Below are 17,207 nucleotides of genomic sequence, written 5' to 3'. Positions count from 1 at the left end.
CGCACCTGCGGTCCTCACCGTACAGAGTACGGCTCCGGTCCTCGGTGCAAGCTCGAACCGCTCGCTACGGTTTCTTCACACCTTCTGAGCACATCAAAAGCAGTTTTTGAAGAGGGGCCTTCCGGCCCCTTTTTCTTTTCCGATGCGGCGGCGCACGCTGGCTTAGGATTCGCCCATGTTCTCCGCCGCCATCTTCGACATGGACGGGCTCCTCATCGACTCGGAGCGGCCCATCATGGCCGCCTGGATCGAAGCGGCCCGCACGCTCGACATCGAGCTTTCTCACACGCAGTACCTGCAGGTCGTGGGCCTTGCCACGGTGGAGTCCGAGGTGATCCTCGGTTCGCTGCTCGGCGGACCTGAGGCCTACCGCCATGCCATCGCGCATGTCCGCAAGCTGCTGCAACTCGAGCGCTCCGACGGCACGCCGCTCTTTCCCATCAAGCCCGGCGCGGCCGAGTTCCTCGCCGCATTGCGCCAACGCGGCACGCGCTGCGCCGTGGCTTCGTCTTCGACGAGCGCCCAGATCCAGGCCTGCCTCGGGAGCCTCGACGTGCTCCATCACTTCGAGGCCTTCGCGGGCGGCGACGAGGTGGTGCGCGCCAAGCCCGATCCGGCGCTCTACCTGCTCGCAGCTTCGCGCCTGGGCGTCGACCCTGCGGAGTGCATCGCCTTCGAAGACAGCGAGAACGGCGCCAAGGCCGCGCTGGCGGCGGGGCTCCGCGTCGTGATCGTTCCCGACCTCAAGCACCCGCCGGCATCGATCGTCGAACAGGCCTTCCATGTGCTGGCGTCGCTGAACGACGCCACGGCGCACCTGCCGCGCTGGTTTCCCGGCGAACTGGTGCGGCCCTGATCCGAGACCGCTTCGCCCTGGTTCACGCCACCGGCGGCAGTCCTGCGAGCAGCTTGTCGAGCGTGATCGGGTACTCGCGCACCCGCACGCCCGTCGCGTTGTAGATCGCATTGGCCACCGCGGCCGCGACGCCGCACATGCCCAGTTCGCCGACGCCCTTTGCCTTCATCGGCGAGGAGATCGGGTCGGTCTCGTCCAGGAAGATCACGTCCTGATGAGGGATGTCGGCATGCACCGGCACCTCGTAGCCGGCCAGGTCGTGGTTGACGAAGAAGCCATGCCGCTTGTCCAGCGCCAGCTCTTCCATCAGCGCGCCGCCGACGCCCATCGTCATTGCACCGATCACCTGGCTGCGCGCGGACTTGGGATTCAGGATGCGCCCGGCGGCGCACACCGCCAGCATGCGCCGCACGCGGATCTCGCCGGTGGCGGCATCGACGCCGACCTCGACGAAATGCGCGCCGAAGGTGGACTGCTGGTACTTCTTGTCTAGATCGCCGTACTCGATGCCGTCTTCGGCCGCGAGGCCCTCCGCACCCGCCGCTTCGGCAAGCGGCACCGAACGCCCGCCGGCCCGCACCATGCCGTCCGAGAACTGGGCTTCCGCCGCGGCCATGCCCAGCTTCGCCGCCACGGCCTCGCGCAGCTTCATGCAGGCCGCGAAGACACCCGAGGTCGAGTTGTTCGCGCCCCATTGCCCGCCCGAGCCGGCCGAGACCGGGTAGGCCGAATCGCCCAGGCGCACCGACACCTTGTCGAGCGACACGCCCATCGTTTCGGCGGCGGTCTGCGCAATGATGGTGTACGACCCGGTGCCGATGTCGGTCATGTCGGTTTCCACCGTGACCATGCCGCGGTTGTCCAGCCGCACGCGCGCGGCCGATTTCGTCAGCAGGTTGTTGCGGAACGCGGCGGCGACGCCCAGGCCCACGAGCCAGCGCCCGTCGCGCTGCTGTGCCGGCGTTGCGCTGCGCTTGCCCCAGCCGAAGCGCTCGGCGCCCATGCGGAGGCACTCGTTGAGCCTGCGCTGCGAGAACGGGCGCTCGGGCTTCTCGGGATCGACCTGCGTGTCGTTGAGCACGCGGAACTCGACCGGATCGAGCTTGAGCTTCTCCGCCATCTCGTCCATGGCGATCTCCAGCGCCATCAGTCCCGGGGCCTCGCCCGGTGCGCGCATCGCATTGCCTTCGGGCAGGTCGAGCACGGCGAGCCGGGTGGTCGTCAGGCGGTTGGCGCCGGCGTACAGCAGCCGCGTCTGGTTGACCGCCGTCTCGGCCTGGCCGCCGGGCAGGTCGCCCGACCAGCCTTCGTGCGCGATGGCGGTGATCTTTCCGTCCGGCGTGGCACCGATGCGGATGCGCTGGATGGTCGCCGGCCGGTGCGTGGTGTTGTTCATCATCAGCGGCCGCTGCAGCGCCACCTTCACCGGCCGCTTGGCGGCGCGGGCACCGAGCGCGGCGAGCACCGCGTCCGCCCGCACGAACAGCTTGCCGCCGAAGCCGCCGCCGACAAAGGGCGAGACCAGGCGCACCTTGTCCTTCGGGATGCCGAGCGTCTTGGCGACGTCGCCGACGCCCCAGGCGATCATCTGGTTGGAAGTCCAGATCGTCAGCCTGTCGCCCTGCCATTGCGCGATGGAGGCATGCGGCTCCATCATGGCGTGCGACTCGTCGGGCGTGGTGTAGGTGGCGTCGAGCTGGACCGGCGCCGCGGCGAACGCGCCCGGGAAATCGCCGGTCTTGGTTTGCGGCTCGCCCGAAAACGGATTGGGCTTGGGCATCTGCGCCGCATCCTTTTCGGCGGCGAGATCGAAGCGTCCGGAGCCACGTTCGTACGTGATGCGCACCAGCTGCGCCGCGGCGCGCGCCTGCTCGAAGGTGTTCGCCACGACGACGGCCACCGCCTGGTGGTAGTGGTCGATCTCGGGGCCGCCCAGCAGCTTGGCGGTATTGAAGTCGCCCTTGGCCAGCTTGCCGGCATTGCGCGCGGTCACGACGGCCAGCACGCCGGGTGCGGCCTGCGCGGCGCCCAGGTCCATCGACGCGATGCGGCCCTTGGCGATGCCTGCGCCCACGACGTATCCATGGGCCGCGCGCGGCACTTCGGCGTTGCGTTCGTAGGCGTAGCGGGCGGTGCCGGTCGTCTTGACCGGACCGTCGATGCGGTCGGTCGGTTTGCCGATGACCTTCAACTGGTCGATGGGATTGGTCGTGGCGGGTGTGTCGAATTTCATGCTCAGCTCCTCGCCTGCACCAGGGCGGCGGCCAATGCGCGCTCGGCCAACGGCAACTTGAATGCGTTCTCGTGGGTCGGCTGCGCATCGGCCAGCAGCCGTGCCGTCACGGCCTTGGCACCCTGCGGCATCGTGGCCTCCGCGGCCTCGAGCCGCCACGGCTTGTGCGCGACGCCGCCGAGCGCCACCCGGCCCGATCCGTCGCGCTGCACGATCGCCGCGACGGAAACCAGCGCGAAGGCATAGGAGGCGCGGTCGCGCACCTTCCGGTAGATGTGCGTGCCGCCGATGGGCTTGGGGAGCGTGACGCCGGTGATGAGTTCATCCCGCGCCAGCGTCGTCTCGATGTGCGGCGTGTCGCCGGGCAACCGATGGAAATCGGCGATCGGAATCACGCGGGCACGTCCGTCGGGGCGGATGGTTTCCACGGATGCGTCCAGCACGCGCATCGCCACGGCCATGTCGCTCGGATTCGTCGCGATGCAGGCCTTGCTGGCGCCGACGATCGCAAGCTGGCGCGTCACGCCGCCGATGGCGCTGCAGCCGCTGCCGGGCCGGCGCTTGTTGCAGGGCTGGTCGGTGTCGTAGAAGTAGGGGCAGCGCGTGCGCTGCAGCAGGTTGCCCGCGGTCGTCGCCTTGTTGCGCAACTGGCCCGATGCACCGGCCAGGAGCGCGCGGGACAGCACGCCGTAGTCGCGCCGCACGCGCTCGTCGGCCGCCAGGTCGGTGTTGCGCACCATGGCGCCGATGCGAAGGCCGCCTTCGGGCGTGGGCTCGATCCTGTCCAGCGCCAGGCGGTTCACGTCGACCAGGTGCACCGGGGCTTCGATCTGCAGCTTCATCAGGTCGAGCAGGTTGGTGCCGCCTGCGATGAACTTGGCGCCCGGGTTGGCGGCGACGGCCGCCGCGGCTTCGGTCGCAGACTGCGCGCGCTCGTAGGTAAAAGGTTTCATGCCCTGCTCCCGGCCACTTCGGTGATGGCTTCGACGATGTTGGAGTAGGCGCCGCAGCGGCAGATGTTGCCGCTCATGCGCTCGCGAAGTTCCTCCGCCGAGAGGATGGGTCTTGCCGTGAGATCGGCGCTCACATGGCTAGGAATTCCGCGCTTGACCTCGTCGATCACCGCCACCGCCGAGCAGATCTGGCCCGGCGTGCAGTAGCCGCATTGGTAGCCGTCGTGCTTGACGAAGGCGGCTTGCAGCGGGTGCATGTTCTGCGGCGTGCCCAGGCCCTCGATGGTGGTGACCTGCGCGCCGTCGTGCATGACGGCGAGCGTCAGGCAGGAATTGATGCGCCTTCCGTCCACGATCACCGTGCAGGCGCCGCATTGGCCATGGTCGCAGCCTTTCTTCGTACCGCTCAGGTGCAGGTGCTCGCGCAGTGCATCGAGCAAGGTGGTGCGGGTGTCGAGTTCGAGCGCGTGCGCTGTTCCGTTGACGTTCAGCGACAGCTTCGCCTGGGGTATCGGCCCGGTGCCTGTCGTTGCCGGGGCCGGCGCCGCAGTGGCGGGCGCGGGCGACGACACCGCCGCGGCGGTGGCGGTCGCGGCGCTGACGATGAGGGCGTTGCGCCGCGAGATCAAAGTCAATGGGATCGTGGGACTGTCCATGTCGGCTCCTGTTGTTCGGGGTTCGGGTGTGCGTCGGCAATCACTGCTGATATCGCGAGCCTGCTGCGATGGCAATAGGAGACCGGCTGTTATTTCCGGTCGATTTCCCGACATCGTGGAGCCCCGCCGTAAGCGAGGTTTGACTGGCCATTCTTCTGGAGCTGCACGCCGACCGATAGCGCATTTCGCTCCGTTTCTTGCCTAATCCGATGAACTCGCAGCCGCTTGCAGTTCGAGGTCTGCAGTCGTCGTGTTCGGTGCGCCGGCCACAGGGGCTTCGATGTTGCGGGCACCGCCGCGCAGCACCTCGATGTCTCTTCGCGGTGGTGCACCGAACAGCCGGCTGTATTCGCGGCTGAACTGGGACGGACTTTCGTAGCCGACCTTGAAGGCCGCGCTGGCGGCGTCGCAGTGCTCGTTCAGCATCAGCCGTTTCGCTTCGTTCAACCGCAGCCATTTCTGGTACTGCAGCGGACTCATCGCGGTGAGCTGGCGAAAGTGATGATGAAACGTGGGCGCGCTCATCTGCACGCGCGCCGCGAGTTCATCGACGCGAAGCGGCGAGGTGTAGTTCAGCTTGAGCCAGTCGATGGCCCTGGCGATCCGGTGGCCCTGGCCGTCCACCGAGGCGATCTGCCGCAGCTTGTCGGCCTGGTCGCTCATCAACAGGCGGTAGTGAATTTCCCGGTGGATCAGCGGTGCGAGCACAGGAATGGCACCGGGTTCTTCCAGCAACTCCAGCAGGCGCCCGATGGGCGCGAGCAGGGCGGCCGTGGCCGTGCCGATGCCCACACCCACGCCCGAACTGCCGCGGCGGTCGCGATGCGGCGGCAGGCCGCCCTGGGCAGCCAGTTCGGCCAGCGTGCGCACGTCGAGCTTCAGCACCAGGCCCAGGCACGGCTGCGCCGCGCTGGCCGCCTTCACTTCCGAATTGGCGGGCATGTCCAGCGAGGTGACGAGGAACCGCGAGGTGTCGTAGGGGTAGGCCGCGCCGCCCACCCACAACTGCTTGGCGCCTTGGGCAACGAGAACGATGCTGGGCTCGACCATGCAAACAACGGGCGGGGCCGGGGCGTCGCGCCTGAAGAAGCTCAGGCCGGGGATCGGCGTCTCGTAGTCACCCATGCCCGGCGTGCGCGCGCCGATGACGTGCGCCATCGCTTCGTGCGGCGATCTGCCTGGAGCGACCGTGTCGTGGGGTCTGGGTGTCATGTCGGAGGTGCCTCGCGCGAAGCACTCTACTCGCCAGGCCCGGCGCGAATCGCGAAAGGGGCTCGTGCTCAGAGGAACAGGCAAGAAATCCAGCGATCTGCGCAAGCACGCAGCTTCGCTCCGCGAGCCCGGCTCAGAGCACTTCGTCGCGCAACTGCGGAAACACCTTCGACACCTTCGCGAGCAGGTAGTCGCCATAGCGCCCGCTGAAGGCGTGCACGTTGGCGCGGTCCCAGCGCTCGGCGCTGTCATCGAGCGCCTCGGCGCCCGCGAGGCCCTCGATGCGCTGCACGCGCGCCTCGAAGTTCGGATCGAAGAACAGCGGAAACGACAGCCGGTCGCGCCCCGAGGTGTTGCGCTTCACGCGGTGCGGCGTCGACTTGTAGAGCCCGCCAGTCATGCGGTCGAGCATGTCTCCGATGTTGCAGACGAAGGAGCCGGCAACCGGCGGCGCGTCGATCCAGCCGCTGGGCGTGTGCACTGCGAGGCCGCCCACGGTGTCCTGGTGAAGGATGGTGAGGAGGCCGTAGTCGGTGTGCTCGCCGACGCCCCATTGCACGTCGAGCCCTTCGGGCACGGGCTGCGAGGGGTAGTTGAAGAGGCGGAACAGGATCAGCGGATCGGCCGTGTAGCGCTCGGCGAAGTACGTGGCCGAAAGGCCGAGGCTCAGCGCGATGCCTTCCATCAGCCGATGACCGAGCTGCGTCACCGCGGCCATGTAGTCGAGGATGGTTTCGCGGAACCCCGGCACCTCGGGGAAGAGGTTCGGCCCGTGCACCGGCGTCTTCGCCAGCACCAGCGGATGCGTCGCGGGCAGCTCGGTGCCGAGGTACAGGCCTTCCTTCCAGTCGGGCCGGCCCGAAGTCAGTTCGCCGCCGAGCGGGAAGAAGCCGCGCCACGCACGACCGCCGAGGGCCATGCGCCATTGCATCTTGGTTTCTTCGGGCAGGTCGAAGAACTGGTGGCTCAGGTCTTCGAGCCGCTGCACCAGCGCCGCATCGATGCCATGGCCCGTGACATAGAAGAAGCCGTGCGCGCGGCAGGCGGCGCCGATCTGCGCGGCCACGTCGCTGCGCTCGGGCGTGCCGGCCACGAGCGGCGCGACGTCGATCACGGGCAGCGAAAGAAAAGGGGCGGTGGTGGTCATGGTCGAAGAGAGCATGTCACGCGTCGCGCGCGAACGGCGAGCGGATGTCCGAAAGAAACTGCTGCGCACGCGGATGCTGCGGCCGGTTGAAGAAATCGTCGGGCGTCGCGCGTTCGAGCACCTTGCCTTCGTCCATGAAGATCACGCGGTCGGCCACTTCGCGCGCGAAGCCCATCTCGTGCGTCACGCAGACCATCGTCATGCCGTCGCGCGTGAGGTCGCGCATTACGAGCAGCACCTCGCCGACCATCTCGGGATCGAGCGCGCTGGTGGGTTCGTCGAACAGCATCAGCGGCGGCTGCATCGCAAGGGCGCGCGCGATCGCCACGCGCTGCTGCTGGCCGCCCGAGAGTTCGCTCGGCCATGCGTCGGCCTTGTTCGCGAGGCCCACGCGTTGCAGCAGCGCCATCGCGCGCTCGTCGGCTTCCTTGCGCGTGAGGCCGCGCAACTGCATCGGCGCCATCGTGCAGTTCTGCAGCACCGTGAGGTGCGGGAACAGGTTGAACTGCTGGAACACGAAGCCGATGCGCGAGCGGAACGCGTTCACGTCGGTGCCCGGCGCGTGGATGTCCTGGCCCTCGAAGAGGATGCGGCCCGACTGGATCGGCTCCAGCCGGTTGAAGGTGCGGATCAGCGTCGACTTGCCCGAGCCCGAAGGCCCGCACACCACGACGACCTCGCCCTTGTGGATGGTCTCGTTGATGTCGACCAGGGCCTGGTAGCTGCCGTACCACTTGTTGACGTTCTGCAGTTCGATCATGCGGACACCTTGGGGGCCGAGGCCGAAGAGGTAATGCTGGACATGCCGCGGCGCGCGAGCCGCCGCTCGAGCCAGTAGGCGAAGCGCGACAGGCCGAAGCAAAGAATGAAATACGTGCCGCCCAGGATCAGGTAGATCTGCGCGGGTTTGGTGAACACCTGCGTGTTGATCTGCGTCGCGATGAACGACACCTCCGCGAGGCCGATGATGTAGCCGAGCGAGGTTTCCTTGATGGTCGAGACGAACTGGTTCACCAGCGAAGGCAGCATGCTGCGCAGCGCCTGCGGCAGCACCACGAGGCGCATCGCGCGGAAGTAGCTCAGGCCGAGCGCACGCGCGGTTTCCATTTGCCCGCGCGGCAGGCCCTGGATGCCGGCGCGCACGATCTCGGCGAGGTAGGCGGCATCGAAGATCACGAGTGCGATCAGCATGGTGGTGAACTGGTCGGTCTTCACGCCCGTCACACTGGGCAGGAAGAAGTAGGCCCAGAAGATCACCATGAGCAGTGGCAGGCCCCGCACCACGAACACGAAGCCCGTCACCGGCCAGCGCAGCCACCGCCACGGGCTCACGCGCGCGAGGCCGAGCACGATGCCCAGCGGCAGCGCGAGCACGAGGCCGCACGAGGCCAGCAGCAGCGTGAGCACCAGCCCGCCGAGCGGACCGTTCGGGTACTGCCCGATGAGGAAGTAGACCCAGTAGTCGTTGATGATTTCCAGCATCGAATCAACGCCTTCAGATGGTCCGCACCGGGAACCGGTGGTGGTACCAGGTGGCGAGCCCGGTGATCGCGAGCGACACCGTCAGGTAAGCCGCGCTCGCGAACGCGAACGACTCGAAGCTGCGGAAGGTCGCGCTCTCCACTTGCCCGGCCTGGTACATCAGCTCGGCCACGCCGATCACTGTGGCAATGGAGGTGTTCTTCCAGAGGCTCAGTGTCTGCGAGATGAGCGGCGGCACCGTGATGCGCAGCGCCTGCGGCAGCACCACGCGGCGCATGGTGTCCATGAAGCCGAAGCCCAGCGCACGGCCCGCCTCGAACTGCACGGTCGGGATCGCGCGGATGCCGCTGCGGATGTCCTCCGCCATGAAGGCGGCCGTGTAGAGCGCGAGCGCGACGATGGCGCTGTAGGCCTCGATGTGCCCCGCATAGAGCCATTGCTTGATGCCCTCGGGCAAGAGCTCCGGCGCGCCGAAATACCAGAAGAGCATGTGCGCGAGCAGCGGGATGTTGCGGATCGATTCCACATACGCAAAGCCCAGCCAGCGCAGCGGCGCGACCGGCGAGAGGCGAAGCAGCGCGACCACCAACGCGATGGGCAGCGCGAGCACGAGCGAGGCCGCGAGCAACTGCAGCGAGAGCAGCAGGCCCGCGACGAGCATGTCGTGGTACTTGCCGGTCAGCAGCAAGGAATAGTCGAACAGGGGCATGGGGGGCGACAGTATCACCGTCGCGAGGGAATTTGCTTGGCTCCCTCCCCCGCTGGGGGAGGGTTGGGGTGGGGGCACGGCGGCGCTTGATGCGCCGCGGCCTGTTCAAAGGCCGCTGGCCCCCATCCCGGCCTTCCCCCGGAAGGGGAAGGAGAAATGCAAAGACAGGAAGCTCAGTCGATCTTGTCGGATTCGAACTTGAAGTCGCGCGTCTCGAAGCCCGATGCCGTCGTCGGCCCGTACCACTTCACGAAGATCTTCTGCGCCTCGCCCGACTTCTCGAGTTCGCGCAGCGTGTCGTCCACCACCGCCTTCAAGCCGCTCTCGCCCTTCTTGATGCCGATGGCCAGCGCCTCGGTGCTCAGGTTCTGCTTGAGCACCACGTACTGCGCCTTGGCCGGGCCGAGCTTGGCGTAGCTGCGCAGCAGCGCGGCTTCGTCGTCCACGTAGCCGACGCCCTTGCCCTGTTGCAGCGCCTGGAAGGCTTGCTGGCTCGTGTCGAAGGTCACGACCTCGGCGGTGGGCACGGCCTTGCGGATGTTGGGTTCCTGCGTGCCGCCGCGGATGGTCAGCACCTTCTTGCCGCCCAGTTGCGGCACATCGGTGATGCCGCTGTTCTTCTTCACGATGGCCTTCTGGCCGGTCACGAAGGTGGTGAGCGAAAAGTCGATCTGCGCCTCGCGCTCCTTGTTGTGCGTGAGGCCCGCGGCCACCAGGTCCACGTGGCCCTGCTGCAGCTCGGGAATGCGCGCGGCCACCGCGATTTGCTTCAACACCGGCTTCACGCCGATCTTCTTGGCGATGGCGTTCACCAGGTCGACTTCGTAGCCGACGATCTGGCGCGTCTTGGGGTCGACGAAGGTGGCGGGCTCGTCAGTGCCGAGCACGCCGACCACGAGTTCGCCCTTCTTCTTGATGTCGGCGAGCTGGTCCGCGTGGGCGACGGTGCCCAGGAGGAAGGTGGAGGCGGCGAGGGCCGCGGCGAGCAAGGTGTGGCGCATGGTTGTTCTCTCTCCGGTTGGAAATTCAGGGCCGAACCATATCAATAAAACCGCAGATTATTAAATCGTCAATCGACATATGCATATGGCTCGCATGGGATGCCTTTGCGACCGGCTGGGTTAAATTCGCGTGCTTCCCCGGCATCACATCCAGCGAGGTCTTCATGATCATCAAACCGCGCGTGCGCGGCTTCATCTGCGTCACGACCCACCCCACGGGTTGCGAAGCCAATGTGAGGCAGCAGATCGATTACGTGCTGGCCCAGGGCCGCATCGCCGGCGGGCCGAAGAAGGTGCTCGTCATCGGCGCATCGACCGGCTACGGGCTCGCCGCGCGCATCACCGCGGCCTTCGGCAGCGGCGCCGACACGCTGGGCGTGTTCTTCGAGCGGCCCGGCAGCGAGACGAAGCCCGGCTCGCCCGGCTGGTACAACACCGCGGCCTTCCATCGCGCGGCGGCCGAAGAAGGCCTCTACGCAAAGAGCATCAACGGCGACGGCTTTTCCGACGAGGTGAAGCAGAAGACCATCGACGCGATCCGCGCGGACATGGGCCAGGTCGACCTCGTCGTCTACAGCCTCGCCGCACCGCGGCGCACGCATCCGAAGACCGGCCAGGTCTTCAACTCGACGCTCAAGCCCATCGGCAAGGCCGTGACCCTGCGTGGCCTCGACACCGACAACGAGGTCGTCAAGGAAACCGTGCTGGAGCCGGCCACGCAGGAAGAAATCGACAACACCGTCGCCGTGATGGGCGGCGAGGATTGGCAGATGTGGATCGACGCGCTGCAGGACGCCGGCGTGCTGGCCGAGGGCGCGAAGACCACCGCCTTCACTTACCTCGGCGAGCAGATCACGCACGACATCTACTGGAACGGCTCCATCGGCGCCGCCAAGAAAGACCTCGACCAGAAGGTGCTCGGCATCCGCGCCGGCTTGGCTGCGAAGGGCGGCGATGCGCGCGTGTCGGTGCTGAAGGCCGTCGTCACGCAGGCGAGTTCGGCCATTCCGATGATGCCGCTGTACCTGTCGCTGCTCTTCAAGGTGATGAAGGAGAAGGGCACGCACGAGGGCTGCATCGAGCAGGTGCAGGGCCTCTTCGCCGAGAGCCTTTACGGCAGCACGCCGCACCTCGACGCCGAAGGGCGCCTGCGCGCGGACTACAAGGAGCTCGCCCCCGACGTGCAGGCGCGCGTGGTCGAACTCTGGCCCCAGGTGACGAGCGAGAACATCCACGAACTCACCGACTTCGCGGGCTACAAGACCGAGTTCCTGCGGCTCTTCGGCTTCGCGGTCGAAGGCGTGGACTACGAGGCCGACGTGAACCCCGATGTGGGCATTCCGAACCTCGTCCAAGCCTAGAAACGCTCAGAGGGATACTCCCGCCCATGCAGATTCAAGAAAAGCCGCCCGCCGGCACGCCCTTCGAGTGGATCGGCGGCGAGCCGAAAGTGGAGGCGCTGGTCGAGCGCTTCTACGACCTGATGGACCTCGAGCCCGCCTACGCGCAACTGCGCGCCGTGCACGGTACGAACCTGGACAACGCGCGCCAGCGCCTCTTCTGGTTCCTGTGCGGCTGGCTCGGCGGCCCGCAGCACTACACGGACCGCTTCGGCCATCCGATGCTGCGCGCGCGGCACCTGCCGCAGAGCATCGGCGGCCACAGCATCGGCATCAAGGAGCGCGACCAGTGGCTCGCCTGCATGGACCAGGCGATGGGCGAGACCGGCGTGCCCGATGACTTGCGCGCAAGGCTGCGCACCTCGTTCTTCCAGACCGCCGACTGGATGCGCAACCGCGGCGAGTAGCCGCGAATTGCGGCGAATAAAACAGACACCGATCCCGAAAGACTCTCCCTCATGAATTCCATCGTCATCATCGGCGGCGGCCACGCCGCGGCCCAGCTTTGCGCCGGCCTTGCCGAAGCCGGGCAGGGCGCGCGCGTGCACCTGGTCTGCGAAGAAGCCTGCGAGCCGTACCACCGGCCGCCTCTCTCGAAGGCCTTCCTCAAGAGCGCCGAAGAAACCACGCAGCCGCACAAGGCCGCCGACTGGTACCGCGAAGCGGGCATCACGCTGCACCTGGGCGATGCGGCCGTGGCCATCGACCGCGAGGCGCATACCGTCACGCTGCGCTCGGGTGCGGTGCTGCCTTGGGAGCGCCTCGTGCTCGCGACCGGCACGCGCGCACGCCAGATGCCCGACCTGAAGCCGGGGCTCGAAAACGTCGCGAGCCTGCGCGCCGCCGACGAGGCGCATCGCCTGCGCGAACGGCTCGCGAAGGCGGAGCAGGTCACGGTACTCGGCGGCGGTTTCATCGGCCTCGAAGTGGCGGCCACTGCCAAGGCGCTCGGCAAGAGCGTGCAGGTGATCGAGAGCGCGCCGCGCCTGCTGGGCCGCGCCGTGTCGCCCGAGCTGTCGGCGCACGTGCTCGCGACGCATCGCGCAGCGGGCATCGACATCGTGCTCGGTGCGCAGACGGGCGCGTTCGAGGTCGAGGGCGATCGGCTGGTATCGATCCAGGTCAACGGCGCGAAGCAGCCGGTGGACCTGCTGCTGCTCGGCATCGGCGCCGTGCCCGAGACCGCGCTCGCGCAAGCCGCGGGCATCGAGTGCGCCGACGGCATCGTGGTCGATGGCCACATGCAGACCAGCGCGGCCGACGTGCTCGCCGTGGGCGACTGCACGCGCTTTCCCGATCGTCGCGCGGGCCGCGCACTGCGGCTCGAATCCGTGCAGAACGCGAACGACCAGGCACGCACCGCGGTCGCCACGCTGACTGGCGCGCCGCGACCGCACGATGCCGTCGCGTGGTTCTGGTCCGACCAGGGCAGCATGCGCTTGCAGATGGTGGGACTGATGCCTGCCGAAGGCATGCCGGGCCTCGTCAGCGTGCGCCGCCCCGGTCCCAAGCCCGAGGCGTTCTCGCTGTTCCATTACGTCGATGGGCAGCTCGTGTGCGTCGAGTCGGTCAACGCGCCGGTCGATCACATGATGAGCCGCAAGCTGCTCGACGCGGGCCGCAGCCCTGACCCGGCGGCAATTGCGGATGCGTCGGTGCCGTTGAAGAATCACCTGGCATAGCGCATTGCTCTTCCCCTAGCGGGGAAGGAGCAAGTCAGCGGCGCACGGGCGCCAGCAGCACCACCAGCGCGCCTGCACCGCCTTCGGCCGGCTTCGCCTGCACGAAGGCGATCACCTCGTTCTTCTGGATCAGCCAGCGCTGCGTCTTGGTCTTGAGCACCGGCTGCTTGCCGGGCGAGCCGAGCCCCTTGCCGTGAACCACGCGCACGCAGCGCAGGCCCTGCTTGTGCGAGGTGCGGATGAAGCCGCCGAGCGCCTCGCGCGCCTCGTCGCTGCGCAGGCCGTGCAGGTCGACCTGCGCCTGGATCGACCAGTCGCCCTTGCGCAGCCGCGCCGTCACGTCGGTGCCGATGCCGGGACGGCGGAAGCTCATGGCGTCGTCAACGTCCAGCAGCGTGGTCACGTCGAACTCGTCGGAGAGCGATTCGCGCAGCACGCGCTGCTCGTCGAGCTGGTGCTGCACCGGGATCGGCGCTGGCGGCTCGGGCGCGAGCGGCACGGCGGCCTTGCGGCGCAGCGGTTCGGTGGCGCCGATGGCGCGCGCGAACAGGTCTTTCTCGGCCGCGCGCTTGCGTTCTGCAGCGGCTTTGGCCGCCGCTTCCGCCGCTTCGCGCTCGCGCGTTTCGGCCAGTGCACGCTGCACCTGCTTGAGGTCGGCGAGGTTCTTCAGCGTTTTCGGCGCGGAGGAGTGGGAGGGAGGGGTGGAACGCGAGGCCATCAGAGCACTCCTTTTTCGGCCATCGAGAAGCTCTGTCCCGGGCTCACGATGACATGGTCGATCACGCGCACATCCACCAGCGAGAGCGCGGCCCTGAGCGTTTGGGTGAGCGATTCGTCGGCGCGCGAAGGCTCGATGCTGCCGCTCGGGTGGTTGTGCGCCAGCACCACGGCCGCGGCCTGGTGGTGCAGGGCGCGCATGACGATTTCTCGCGGATAGACGCTCGCCTGCGTGAGCGTTCCGCGAAACAGCTCTTCCAGCACGATCAGCCGGTGCTGCACGTCGAGGAACAGCACCGCGAACACCTCGTGCGGCCGTGAGCCGATGTGCAGCTGCACGTACTGCTTGACGGCATCGGGCGAGTCGAACACCGTGCGCTCCTTGAGCTGCTCGGCCATCGCGCGGCGGGCCAGTTCAAGCACCGCGATGAGCTCGGCGCGCTTGGCATCGCCGCCCATGCCCTTGACGAGCTTCAGTTCCTCGGGGCCGGTATGCAAGAGGCCCGAGAGGCCGCCGAAGCGCTCGAGCAGTTCCTGCGCCATCTGCAGCACGTTCTTGCCCGCGACGCCGGTGCGCAGCAGCAGCGCCAGCAGCTCGGCGTCGGCCAGCGCGGCGACGCCCCGTGCGATGAGCTTTTCGCGCGGGCGAGCGTCGACAGGGAGATCCTTGAAAGCCATCGAAACCTTGGGAAACCTTGAATGGAACGGGTGGAAGGCCCCCGTCCTTAAAATGCAGTCCAGTTTATCGGGACACCTCCCTTGTCTTTGCCCACCTCCGCTTCCTCCATGTCCCACGTCGTGACTTCCGGCTCGTTCCTCACCCTGCACTACCGGCTGGCCGGACCGGCGGGCGACATCATCAACACCTTCGCCGACAAGCCCGCGACCCTGTCGCTCGGCACCGGCGAGCTTTCGCCTGCCATGGAGCAGCGCTTGCTGGGCCTCGAAGAGGGTACGCACGCCACCTTCGAGCTGCCCGCCGGCGAGGCGTTCGGCGATCGCAATCCCGAGATGCAGCAGTGGGTCGCGAGGAAGCTGCTCGCGCAGATGGGCGACCCCGACGAGAAATACGCAGTCGGCGACGTGGTGCAGTTCCCCACGCCCGATGGCACCGGCAGCTATGCCGGCGCGGTGATCGAATCGAGCGAGACCGCGGTGCGATTCGACTTTAACCACCCGTTGGCCGGCCAGCCCGTGACCTTCGAGGTGAAGCTGATCGGGGTTCTATGAATCCGAACATCGAAGAAGTCCTGCTCGCCGAGCCGCGCGGCTTCTGCGCGGGCGTGGACCGCGCCATCGAGATCGTCGAGCGCGCCATCGCGAAGTTCGGCGCGCCGATCTATGTGCGCCACGAGATCGTGCACAACACCTACGTGGTGAACGAGCTCAAGGCCAAGGGCGCGATCTTCATCGAGGAGCTGTCCGACGTGCCGCCCGGCGCCACGCTGGTGTTCAGCGCGCACGGCGTGAGCAAGGCGGTGGAGCAGGAGGCGCGCGACCGCGGCTTCGAGATCTTCGACGCCACCTGTCCGCTCGTGACCAAGGTGCACGTCGAGGTGGCCAAGCTCGCGAAGGAAGGCTACGAATTCATCATGATCGGCCACAAGGGACACCCCGAGGTCGAGGGCACGATGGGCCAGCTCTCCAGCGGCATCCATCTCGTGGAAGACGTGGCCGATGTCGCGAAGGTCTCGCCCGGGCAGACCGACAAGCTCGCGGTCGTCACGCAGACCACGCTCAGCGTGGACGACGCCGCCGAGATCGCCGCCGCGGTGCGCGCGCGCTTTCCGAAGGTGCGCGAGCCCAAGCAGCAGGACATCTGCTACGCCACCCAGAACCGCCAGGACGCGGTGAAGATCATGAGCCCGCAGGTCGACCTCGTGATCGTGGTCGGCAGCCCCACCAGCTCCAACAGCAACCGGCTGCGCGAACTCGCGCAGCGCCTGGGCACCGAGAGCTACATGGTCGATTCGGCCGACGAGCTCAAGCCCGAATGGTTCGAGGGCAAGGGCCGCGTCGGCATCACGGCCGGTGCTTCGGCCCCCGAGGTGCTGGTGCGCGAGGTGATCGATCGCGTGCGGGCCTTCGGCGCGGTGTCGGTCCGCAAGATGGACGGCATCGAGGAGACCATCAAGTTTCCGCTCCCCAAGGGCCTCAAGCTCGACGACATTCCGCCTCCGGGACATATCTCTTGAACAAGCAAACGACAAACTGGCGCTCTGAAATAGAAAGCGCCTCCCGCAGGCTGCGCGAACGCGCCGCCGCCTTCCTGCGCGAGACGCCGCTGTGGAAGCTGCCCGCGTCCGCCTTCGGCATCGCAACGCCCGGCGTGGAGGTCTGGCTCAAGCTCGAGCACCTGCAGGTGAGCGGCAGCTTCAAGGCCCGCGGCATGATGAATCGGCTGCTCGCCAACGACATTCCCGAGAGCGGCGTGGTCGTGGCCTCGGGCGGCAATGCCGGCATCGCCACCGCAGCCGCCGCCAAGGCGCTGGGCGTGCGCTGCCAGGTGTTTCTGCCCGGCGTGTCGTCCGAAGCCAAGCGCGCGCGCCTGCGTGCGCTGGGCGCCGAAGTGGTCGTGGTCGGCGAGCTTTATCCCGATGCGCTGGCTGCGTGCCTTACGCGGCAGAAGGAAACCGGCGCCTTGCTGACCCATGCCTATGACCAGCCCGAAGTCGTGGCCGGTGCCGGCACGTTGGGCCACGAGATCGAAGCGCAGGGCGGACTGCCCGATTCGGTGCTCGTGAGCGTGGGCGGCGGCGGCCTCATCGGCGGTCTTGCCGGCTGGTTCGAGAAGCGCGCCCGCGTGGTGGCGCTCGAGCCCGAGAAGGCACCGACGCTCTTTCGCGCACGCGAGGCCGGCGAGCCGGTCGACGTCGAGGTCGGCGGCATCGCGGCCGACTCGCTCGGCGCACGCCGCATCGGCGCGATCTCATGGGAGATCACGCAACAGCAGGTGCAGGACGCGCTGCTGCTGTCCGACGAATCCATCCGCGCCGCCCAGCAGTGGCTGTGGAAGGAAATGAAGTTCGCCGTGGAGCCGGCCGCCGCACTGCCGCTCGCTGCGCTGCAGACCGGCGCCTACATGCCGCGCGAGGGCGAGAAGGTGTGCCTGATCGTCTGCGGGGCGAATGTGGATCCGGCCACCGTCGCCTGAGATTG

The 17,207-nt window shown here is 67.6% G+C and carries 18 protein-coding genes; 7 read left to right on the top strand and 11 right to left on the bottom strand.

The window, feature by feature from the left end; translation table 11 throughout:
• Nucleotides 1–175 precede the first annotated feature (175 nt).
• Nucleotides 176–856 (top strand): HAD family hydrolase, encoded by a 681-nt coding sequence (locus QF040_RS17105; protein ID WP_429612061.1) that lies wholly within the window; start codon nucleotides 176–178, stop codon nucleotides 854–856.
• A 22-nt stretch (nucleotides 857–878) separates the two neighbouring features.
• Here the strand turns inward: QF040_RS17105 and paoC are convergent, their stop codons facing one another.
• The 9 genes from paoC to QF040_RS17060 form a co-directional block, all read right to left on the bottom strand.
• Nucleotides 879–3,089: an aldehyde oxidoreductase molybdenum-binding subunit PaoC gene (gene paoC / locus QF040_RS17100; RefSeq protein ID WP_429612060.1), complete on the bottom strand. Its 2,211-nt coding sequence runs from the start codon at nucleotides 3,087–3,089 to the stop codon at nucleotides 879–881.
• 2 nt (nucleotides 3,090–3,091) lie between these two features.
• Nucleotides 3,092–4,042, bottom strand: a complete 951-nt coding sequence (locus QF040_RS17095; RefSeq protein WP_429612059.1) for an FAD binding domain-containing protein — start codon at nucleotides 4,040–4,042, stop codon at nucleotides 3,092–3,094.
• Nucleotides 4,039–4,698: an aldehyde dehydrogenase iron-sulfur subunit PaoA gene (gene paoA, locus QF040_RS17090; RefSeq protein WP_429612058.1), complete on the bottom strand. Its 660-nt coding sequence runs from the start codon at nucleotides 4,696–4,698 to the stop codon at nucleotides 4,039–4,041. The genes QF040_RS17095 and paoA overlap by 4 nt, the downstream gene beginning before the upstream one ends.
• Nucleotides 4,699–4,899: 201 nt before the next feature.
• Nucleotides 4,900–5,910 (bottom strand): AraC family transcriptional regulator N-terminal domain-containing protein, encoded by a 1,011-nt coding sequence (locus tag QF040_RS17085; RefSeq protein WP_429612057.1) that lies wholly within the window; start codon nucleotides 5,908–5,910, stop codon nucleotides 4,900–4,902.
• A gap of 133 nt (nucleotides 5,911–6,043) precedes the next feature.
• Nucleotides 6,044–7,057: an isopenicillin N synthase family dioxygenase gene (locus QF040_RS17080; RefSeq protein ID WP_429612056.1), complete on the bottom strand. Its 1,014-nt coding sequence runs from the start codon at nucleotides 7,055–7,057 to the stop codon at nucleotides 6,044–6,046.
• Between the two features lie 16 nt (nucleotides 7,058–7,073).
• Nucleotides 7,074–7,817: an amino acid ABC transporter ATP-binding protein gene (locus QF040_RS17075; protein ID WP_306880850.1), complete on the bottom strand. Its 744-nt coding sequence runs from the start codon at nucleotides 7,815–7,817 to the stop codon at nucleotides 7,074–7,076.
• Nucleotides 7,814–8,539, bottom strand: coding sequence for an amino acid ABC transporter permease (locus tag QF040_RS17070; RefSeq protein WP_429612055.1), 726 nt, complete (start codon nucleotides 8,537–8,539; stop codon nucleotides 7,814–7,816). Before QF040_RS17070 ends, QF040_RS17075 begins: the two co-directional genes overlap by 4 nt.
• A 13-nt stretch (nucleotides 8,540–8,552) precedes the next feature.
• Nucleotides 8,553–9,248, bottom strand: coding sequence for an amino acid ABC transporter permease (locus QF040_RS17065; protein WP_429612054.1), 696 nt, complete (start codon nucleotides 9,246–9,248; stop codon nucleotides 8,553–8,555).
• Between the two features lie 173 nt (nucleotides 9,249–9,421).
• A complete protein-coding gene (locus QF040_RS17060) occupies nucleotides 9,422–10,249 on the bottom strand; it encodes an ABC transporter substrate-binding protein (protein WP_429612053.1) in 828 nt (275 codons plus the stop codon).
• A 164-nt stretch (nucleotides 10,250–10,413) separates the two neighbouring features.
• Here QF040_RS17060 and fabV point away from each other — a divergent pair, with 164 nt between their 5' ends.
• From fabV to QF040_RS17045, 3 genes are read left to right on the top strand one after another with little or no spacing between them, the layout of a single operon-like run.
• Entirely contained in the window at nucleotides 10,414–11,610 is a 1,197-nt protein-coding gene (fabV, locus tag QF040_RS17055) for an enoyl-ACP reductase FabV (protein ID WP_429612052.1), read from the top strand.
• A gap of 26 nt (nucleotides 11,611–11,636) precedes the next feature.
• The gene (locus QF040_RS17050; RefSeq protein ID WP_013543070.1) at nucleotides 11,637–12,056 is read left to right on the top strand and encodes a group II truncated hemoglobin; all 420 of its coding nucleotides are present in this window, start codon (nucleotides 11,637–11,639) and stop codon (nucleotides 12,054–12,056) included.
• A gap of 51 nt (nucleotides 12,057–12,107) precedes the next feature.
• The gene (locus QF040_RS17045; protein WP_429612051.1) at nucleotides 12,108–13,331 is read left to right on the top strand and encodes an NAD(P)/FAD-dependent oxidoreductase; all 1,224 of its coding nucleotides are present in this window, start codon (nucleotides 12,108–12,110) and stop codon (nucleotides 13,329–13,331) included.
• 34 nt (nucleotides 13,332–13,365) lie between these two features.
• On the opposite strand, the gene QF040_RS17040 is transcribed toward QF040_RS17045, so the two are convergent.
• Nucleotides 13,366–14,049, bottom strand: a complete 684-nt coding sequence (locus QF040_RS17040) for a Smr/MutS family protein (RefSeq protein ID WP_306880843.1) — start codon at nucleotides 14,047–14,049, stop codon at nucleotides 13,366–13,368.
• A complete protein-coding gene (radC, locus tag QF040_RS17035) occupies nucleotides 14,049–14,726 on the bottom strand; it encodes a RadC family protein (protein WP_306880842.1) in 678 nt (225 codons plus the stop codon). Before radC ends, QF040_RS17040 begins: the two co-directional genes overlap by 1 nt.
• 108 nt (nucleotides 14,727–14,834) lie before the next feature.
• Between radC and QF040_RS17030 the strand changes: the two genes are divergently transcribed.
• Genes QF040_RS17030 through QF040_RS17020 form a run of 3 tightly spaced genes read left to right on the top strand, consistent with a single transcriptional unit; the run spans nucleotide 14,835 to nucleotide 17,202 of the window.
• On the top strand, nucleotides 14,835–15,278 hold the full coding sequence (locus QF040_RS17030) for an FKBP-type peptidyl-prolyl cis-trans isomerase (protein WP_429612050.1): 444 nt from the start codon (nucleotides 14,835–14,837) through the stop codon (nucleotides 15,276–15,278).
• The gene (gene ispH / locus QF040_RS17025; protein ID WP_429612049.1) at nucleotides 15,275–16,243 is read left to right on the top strand and encodes a 4-hydroxy-3-methylbut-2-enyl diphosphate reductase; all 969 of its coding nucleotides are present in this window, start codon (nucleotides 15,275–15,277) and stop codon (nucleotides 16,241–16,243) included. Before QF040_RS17030 ends, ispH begins: the two co-directional genes overlap by 4 nt.
• On the top strand, nucleotides 16,240–17,202 hold the full coding sequence (locus QF040_RS17020; RefSeq protein WP_429612048.1) for a threonine/serine dehydratase: 963 nt from the start codon (nucleotides 16,240–16,242) through the stop codon (nucleotides 17,200–17,202). Before ispH ends, QF040_RS17020 begins: the two co-directional genes overlap by 4 nt.
• The last annotated feature ends 5 nt before the right edge of the window (nucleotides 17,203–17,207 follow it).

Origin of the sequence: Variovorax sp. W2I14, assembly GCF_050435205.1 — a bacterium.
GTDB lineage: Bacteria > Pseudomonadota > Gammaproteobacteria > Burkholderiales > Burkholderiaceae_C > Variovorax > Variovorax paradoxus_C.
The sequence above is the reverse complement of the archived record's forward strand: the minus strand, read 5'-3'. Positions and strand labels throughout refer to the sequence as shown.